Annotated in this window: 6 protein-coding genes; 5 read left to right on the top strand and 1 reads right to left on the bottom strand. The window is 41.9% G+C overall.

Annotation, left to right across the window (positions count from 1 at the left end; translation table 11 throughout):
- Nucleotides 1–162 precede the first annotated feature (162 nt).
- Nucleotides 163–975 carry a Cof-type HAD-IIB family hydrolase gene (locus HT699_RS10170; protein WP_000162353.1) on the bottom strand — a complete coding sequence of 271 codons (813 nt, stop codon included), beginning with the start codon at nucleotides 973–975 and terminating at the stop codon, nucleotides 163–165.
- Nucleotides 976–1,164: 189 nt separating this feature from the next.
- Between HT699_RS10170 and HT699_RS10175 the strand changes: the two genes are divergently transcribed.
- The 5 genes from HT699_RS10175 (at nucleotide 1,165) to folE (ending at nucleotide 6,270) form a co-directional block, all read left to right on the top strand.
- The gene (locus HT699_RS10175) at nucleotides 1,165–2,583 is read left to right on the top strand and encodes an NCS2 family permease (RefSeq protein WP_000359272.1); all 1,419 of its coding nucleotides are present in this window, start codon (nucleotides 1,165–1,167) and stop codon (nucleotides 2,581–2,583) included.
- Nucleotides 2,584–2,635: 52 nt separating this feature from the next.
- On the top strand, nucleotides 2,636–3,343 hold the full coding sequence (locus HT699_RS10180; protein ID WP_000660471.1) for a CPBP family intramembrane glutamic endopeptidase: 708 nt from the start codon (nucleotides 2,636–2,638) through the stop codon (nucleotides 3,341–3,343).
- Nucleotides 3,344–3,436: 93 nt separating this feature from the next.
- Nucleotides 3,437–4,411, top strand: a complete 975-nt coding sequence (gene folP, locus HT699_RS10185) for a dihydropteroate synthase (RefSeq protein WP_172934341.1) — start codon at nucleotides 3,437–3,439, stop codon at nucleotides 4,409–4,411.
- 1 nt (nucleotide 4,412) lies between these two features.
- Nucleotides 4,413–5,735, top strand: coding sequence for a folylpolyglutamate synthase/dihydrofolate synthase family protein (locus tag HT699_RS10190; RefSeq protein WP_172934342.1), 1,323 nt, complete (start codon nucleotides 4,413–4,415; stop codon nucleotides 5,733–5,735).
- Nucleotides 5,716–6,270, top strand: coding sequence for a GTP cyclohydrolase I FolE (folE, locus tag HT699_RS10195; RefSeq protein WP_000380916.1), 555 nt, complete (start codon nucleotides 5,716–5,718; stop codon nucleotides 6,268–6,270). The genes HT699_RS10190 and folE overlap by 20 nt, the downstream gene beginning before the upstream one ends.
- The last annotated feature ends 113 nt before the right edge of the window (nucleotides 6,271–6,383 follow it).

Genomic DNA, 6,383 nt, shown 5'->3' on the forward strand with positions numbered 1-6,383 from the left:
CCGTATATATGGTTACTGACTTCGTCAGTTCTATCCACAACCTCAAAACTGTGTTTTGAGCTGACTTCGTCAGCTTCATCTACAACCTCAAAGCAGTGCTTTGAGCAACCTACGGCTAGCTTCCTAGTTTGCTCTTTGATTCTCATTGAGTATCAGTATAGGTTATAAGAATAAGTCTTGTAGGGTTTTGGCAACCCCATCTTGGTCGTTGGTAAGGGAAATTTGCTCATCTGCATAAGGGAGTAGCTCTGGATTGGCATTTTTCATGGCATAACCCTTCCCAGCAAAAGCGAGCATTTCGGTATCATTGTGTTCATCTCCAAAGGCAATCAAATCTTTTTTGTCACGATTCATTATCTTGAGCAAGTAGTCCAAAGCAAAGGCCTTGTTGACACCTTTTGGGGTACATTCAAGGATATTGAGCGGACCTCCCCAGGTATTGATAGAAAGTTGATGCTGGTAGAAGGCGTTCATTTCTTTTGCCAAGGCATATTTGTCACTGGCTCTGGTCTGCAAGAGGATACAGTTAGGGTCCTTGGTCACCAATTCAGGCTGGAATTGATCTTCAGGCTGGAAAGCTTCTACACCAAATAGTTTGGGATTGGCAATTTCTTCATTGGGATTTGTAATGTAGAATTTTTTACGATATTCTCCAGCGATAAAATCGGCTTGAATGTCCTCTGAACGTTGAACCATATCTAGCAGATATTTTTTGTCTACAGTCAAACACTTTTCAAAATCCCAAACTTGGTCTGGTAAATGAGTAAGGGATCCGTTGAAGTTAATCATAGGAGTGTCTAAGCCCAGTTCACGGTAAAAATCTTTTGACATACGGTAAGGGCGACCTGTCGTAATAATAACCTGATGGCCTTTTTCAGCAACTTTTTTGATGGTTTTTTTGGTAAAGTCAGAAATTTGACTGTCTGAGTTGAGCAGGGTTCCATCTAGGTCAACTGCAATAATTTTTTTCGTCATATGGACCTTTCTAGTGTGTTTTCAGATAAGATGTCTTCTATTATAACAGAAAGCAGGCAGAAAAGCAGATTCCAAACAAAAAATGAAATTGGATTAATTTCTTAAACAAATCAAACAAAGACATTGAAAAAGTGAATGATAAATGATATAATTCTATTATTGTTCGTAAAAATTAAAAGGAGATTGATAATGGACAAATTATTTAAACTAAAAGAGAACGGTACAGACGTTCGTACAGAGGTTCTCGCTGGTTTAACAACTTTCTTTGCAATGAGCTATATTCTCTTTGTAAACCCACAAATTCTTTCGCAAACAGGGATGCCTGCTCAGGGTGTCTTCCTAGCAACGATTATTGGTGCAGTAGCGGGTACCTTGATGATGGCTTTTTATGCTAACTTGCCATACGCTCAAGCGCCAGGTATGGGGCTGAATGCCTTCTTTACCTTTACAGTTGTATTTGGACTTGGTTATTCTTGGCAAGAAGCCCTAGCTATGGTCTTCATCTGTGGGATTATTTCATTGATTATTACCTTGACAAATGTTCGTAAAATGATCATTGAATCGATTCCAAATGCCCTTCGCTCAGCTATTTCAGCTGGTATCGGTGTCTTCCTTGCCTATGTAGGAATTAAGAATGCTGGACTTTTGAAATTCACGATTGATCCAGGCAACTATACTGTTGTAGGAGAAGGGGCTGACAAAGCTCAAGCAACGATTGCGGCAAACTCTTCAGCAGTTCCAGGATTGGTCAGCTTTAATAATCCAGCTGTTTTGGTGGCTCTTGCAGGACTTGCCATTACTATCTTCTTTGTCATCAAAGGGATTAAAGGGGGAATTATCCTCTCTATCTTGACAACAACTGTTCTTGCTATTGCAGTTGGTTTGGTAGATTTGTCAAGCATCGATTTTGCTAATAACCATGTTGGTGCAGCTTTTGAAGATTTGAAGACAATCTTTGGTGCAGCTCTTGGTTCAGAAGGTTTGGGAGCTTTGATTTCAGATACAGCTCGCTTGCCTGAAACTCTGATGGCCATTCTTGCCTTCTCATTGACAGATATTTTTGATACAATTGGTACCTTGATCGGTACAGGTGAAAAAGTTGGTATCGTAGCGACAAATGGTGAAAATCATCAATCAGCTAAGTTAGACAAGGCTCTTTACTCTGACTTGATTGGTACTTCAATTGGTGCCATCGCAGGTACTTCGAACGTAACGACTTATGTTGAGTCTGCTGCTGGTATTGGTGCAGGTGGACGTACTGGTTTGACAGCCTTGGTCGTGGCAATCTGTTTTGTGATCTCAAGCTTCTTTAGCCCACTTCTAGCGATTGTACCAACAGCCGCTACAGCTCCAATCTTGATTATCGTTGGGATTATGATGCTGGCTAGCTTGAAAAATATCCATTGGGATGATATGTCTGAAGCAGTTCCTGCCTTCTTCACATCTATCTTTATGGGATTCAGCTACTCTATCACTCAAGGGATTGCAGTTGGTTTCTTGACTTACACTTTGACTAAGCTTGTCAAAGGTCAAGCTAAAGATGTTCATGTCATGATTTGGATTTTGGATGCCTTGTTTATCCTGAACTACATCAGCATGGCCTTATAATAGGATAACCCAGGGGGATTTTCCCCCTTTTTGAATACAAAGGAGATAGGTGATGAAAGAGAAAAATATGTGGAAAGAATTATTGAATCGTGCAGGCTGGCTGTTAATCTTTTTGCTGGCGACAATTTTATATCAGATTCCTATAGGGGTTACTGCTATTTTAACCTTAAGAGAAGTACCGCTATTACAGTCAGGACTGATAGTTGCTGGTATTTCGATTGTGGTTCTGGTGCTATTTATTATTGGAGCTCGTAAAACGCAATTAGCAAGTTTTAATTTTTCATTTTTTAGAGCTAAGGATTTGGCACGATTGGGCTTGAGTTATTTAGTCATTATCTGTTCAAATATACTTGGTTCTATCTTGTTACAACTGTCAAATGAGACGACAACAAGTAACCAGTCTCAGATTAACGATATGGTTCAGAATAGTTCTCTGATTTCCAGTTTCTTCTTGTTGGCCTTGCTTGCTCCAATTTGTGAGGAAATCTTGTGCCGTGGGATTGTTCCTAAAAAGATTTTCCGAGGAAAAGAGAACTTGGGATTTGTAGTCGGTACGGTTGTGTTTGCTTTATTGCATCAACCGAGTAATTTACCTTCTTTATTGATTTATGGAGTTATGTCGATCGTTCTGTCTTGGACGGCTTACAAGACCCAACGTTTGGAAATGTCTATCTTACTTCACATGATTGTTAATGGGGTTGTTTTCTGTTTGTTGACTCTCGTGGTAATTTTGAGTCGGACATTAGGGATTTCTGTTTAATATTTTTGACAATTGCTTACTTGTTTCTACTGGGAAAAAGATGAATGCAATCGTGTCCATCTTTTTCTTTTTATGGTAAAATAGAGAAATAATATGGTGAAAAGCCTTGAGGGAGTGACTGATATGTCAAGTAAAGCCAATCATGCAAAGACAGCTATTTGCGGTATTATCAATGTAACCCCAGACTCCTTTTCGGATGGTGGTCAATTTTTTGCTCTTGAGCAGGCACTCCAGCAGGCTCGTAAATTGATAGCAGAAGGAGCTAGTATGCTAGATATCGGCGGAGAATCGACTCGGCCGGGAAGTAGCTATGTTGAGATAGAAGAGGAAATCCAGCGTGTTGTTCCAGTGATTAAAGCTATTCGCAAGGAAAGTGATGTCCTCATCTCCATTGATACTTGGAAGAGTCAAGTAGCAGAAGCTGCTTTGGCTGCTGGTGCCAATCTAGTCAATGATATCACTGGTCTCATGGGTGATGAAAAAATGGCCCATGTGGTTGCAAAGGCTGGAGCGAAAGTAGTCATTATGTTTAATCCAGTCATGGCGCGACCTCAGCATCCTAGCTCGCTCATCTTCCCTCATTTTGGCTTTGGTCAAGCTTTTACAGAGGAAGAGTTAGCTGACTTTGAAACATTGCCAATCGAAGACTTGATGGAGGCTTTCTTTGACAGAGCCTTATCGAGAGCGGACGAAGCTGGTATTGCACCAGAAAATATCCTGTTGGATCCGGGAATCGGCTTTGGTCTGACCAAGAAAGAAAATCTGCTTCTTTTACGGGATCTGGATAAACTACATCAGAAAGACTATCCAATCTTTCTTGGAGTGTCGCGCAAGCGATTTGTCATCAATATCCTAGAGGAGAATGGTTTTGAAGTCAATCCTGAGACGGAACTTGGTTTCCGCAATCGAGATACGGCTTCGGCTCATGTAACCAGTATCGCTGCGAGACAGGGTGTAGAAGTGGTGCGCGTGCATGACGTAGCTAGTCACAGGATGGCAGTTGAAATTGCCTCTGCCATTCGTCTGGCTGATGAAGCGGAAAATTTAGATTTAAAACAATATAAATAAGATGAAAGAAATTGAAAACAGTCAGTGGATTGCCCACTATCGGACGGACCAGCCGCATTTTGGATTGGAACGAATGGTGGAACTGTTAGCTTTGCGTGGCAATCCCCATCTCAAACTCAAGGTCATCCATGTCGGAGGGACCAATGGCAAGGGTTCGACCATTGCTTTTTTGAAAAATCTGCTGGAAAAGCTAGGGCTGAGAGTTGGCGTGTTTAGCTCGCCCTATCTCATTCATTACACAGATCAGATGAGCATCAATGGGGAATCTATCCCAGAGGCTAGACTAGAAGCCCTCATGGCAGACTATCAGTCGTTGCTGGAAGGGGAATCGGCTGCTAATTTACAGGGCACAACCGAGTTTGAGATTATCACAGCCATAGCCTATGACTACTTTGCTTCAGAGCAAGTAGATGTGGCTATCATGGAAGTGGGCATGGGTGGGCTTTTAGATAGTACCAATGTCTGTCAGCCCATTTTGACAGGAATTACGACTATTGGATTGGACCATGTAGCTCTACTTGGTGACACCTTGGAAGTCATAGCAGAGCAGAAAGCTGGTATTATCAAACAAGGTATTCCCTTGGTGACAGGTCGTATCGCTCCAGAAGCTTTGGTTGTGATTGACCGCATTGCGGAAGGGAAAGATGCGCCGAGACTTGCCTATGGGAAAGATTATCAAGTTAGTCATCAAGAGAGTGTAGTAACGGGTGAAGTTTTTGACTATACAAGTGTTGTCAGACAAGGTCGCTTCCAGACAGGTTTACTTGGTTTGCACCAAATAGAGAATGCTGGGATGGCCATAGCTTTACTTGATACTTTTTGTCAAGAAGATGGTCGAGAACTAGCAAGCAATCACTTGATTGGTCAAGCCTTGGAAGAAACAAGATGGCCGGGGCGTCTGGAGGTCGTGTCAAGGAACCCCTTGATGATCTTGGATGGAGCCCACAATCCCCATGCTATCAAGGCTTTATTGGCAACCTTGCAAGAACGCTTTGCGGATTATCATAAGGAAATCCTCTTTACTTGTATCAAAACCAAGGCCTTGGAGGATATGTTGGACTTGTTGGGGACAATCCCAGATACCGAACTTACTCTGACACATTTTGACGATAGTCGGGCGACTGATGAAAAAGTGCTTGAAGAGGCAGCCAAGTCTAGAAATCTCAGCTACCAAGGTTGGCAGGATTTTCTAGAGCAGAAATTGACAGATAAAAAAGAAGAAAAAAAAACAGTTAGGATTGTCACAGGTTCCTTGTATTTCTTGAGCCAAGTGAGAGCCTATCTGGTGGAGAGGAATAACGAAAATGGATACACAAAAGATTGAAGCAGCTGTAAAAATGATTATCGAGGCTGTCGGAGAGGACGCTAACCGCGAGGGCTTGCAGGAAACACCTGCTCGTGTCGCTCGTATGTACCAAGAGATTTTTTCAGGTCTTGGTCAAACAGCGGAGGAACATTTGTCAAAATCCTTTGAGATTATTGATGATAATATGGTGGTAGAAAAGGATATTTTTTTCCATACCATGTGTGAACACCACTTCTTGCCATTTTATGGGAGAGCGCATATTGCCTATATTCCAGATGGCCGTGTAGCAGGTTTGTCTAAGCTAGCTCGTACGGTTGAAGTTTATTCGAAAAAACCACAAATTCAAGAACGTTTGAATATCGAAGTGGCCGATGCCTTGATGGACTATCTAGGTGCTAAAGGAGCCTTTGTTGTCATTGAAGCGGAACATATGTGTATGAGCATGCGTGGTGTCAGAAAACCAGGAACTGCAACCTTGACGACAGTAGCTCGTGGTCTATTTGAAACAGATAAGGACCTCCGAGATCAGGCTTATCGTTTAATGGGACTATAATACTCTTCGAAAATCAAATTCAAACCACGTCAGTTTTCATTTGCAACCTCAAAACAGTGTTTTGAGCAGCCTGCGGCTAGCTTCCTAGTTTGTACTTTGATTTTCATTGAGTA

The organism is Streptococcus sp. 1055 (genome assembly GCF_013276815.1).
GTDB lineage: Bacteria > Bacillota > Bacilli > Lactobacillales > Streptococcaceae > Streptococcus > Streptococcus pseudopneumoniae.

Coding starts and splice junctions, on each gene's coding strand:
- HT699_RS10170 (WP_000162353.1), bottom strand. CDS start 975: ATGACGAAAAAAATTATTGCAGTTGACCTAGATGGAACCCTGCTCAAC.
- HT699_RS10175 (WP_000359272.1), top strand. CDS start 1,165: ATGGACAAATTATTTAAACTAAAAGAGAACGGTACAGACGTTCGTACA.
- folP (WP_172934341.1), top strand. CDS start 3,437: ATGGTGAAAAGCCTTGAGGGAGTGACTGATATGTCAAGTAAAGCCAAT.
- folE (WP_000380916.1), top strand. CDS start 5,716: ATGGATACACAAAAGATTGAAGCAGCTGTAAAAATGATTATCGAGGCT.
- HT699_RS10190 (WP_172934342.1), top strand. CDS start 4,413: ATGAAAGAAATTGAAAACAGTCAGTGGATTGCCCACTATCGGACGGAC.
- HT699_RS10180 (WP_000660471.1), top strand. CDS start 2,636: ATGAAAGAGAAAAATATGTGGAAAGAATTATTGAATCGTGCAGGCTGG.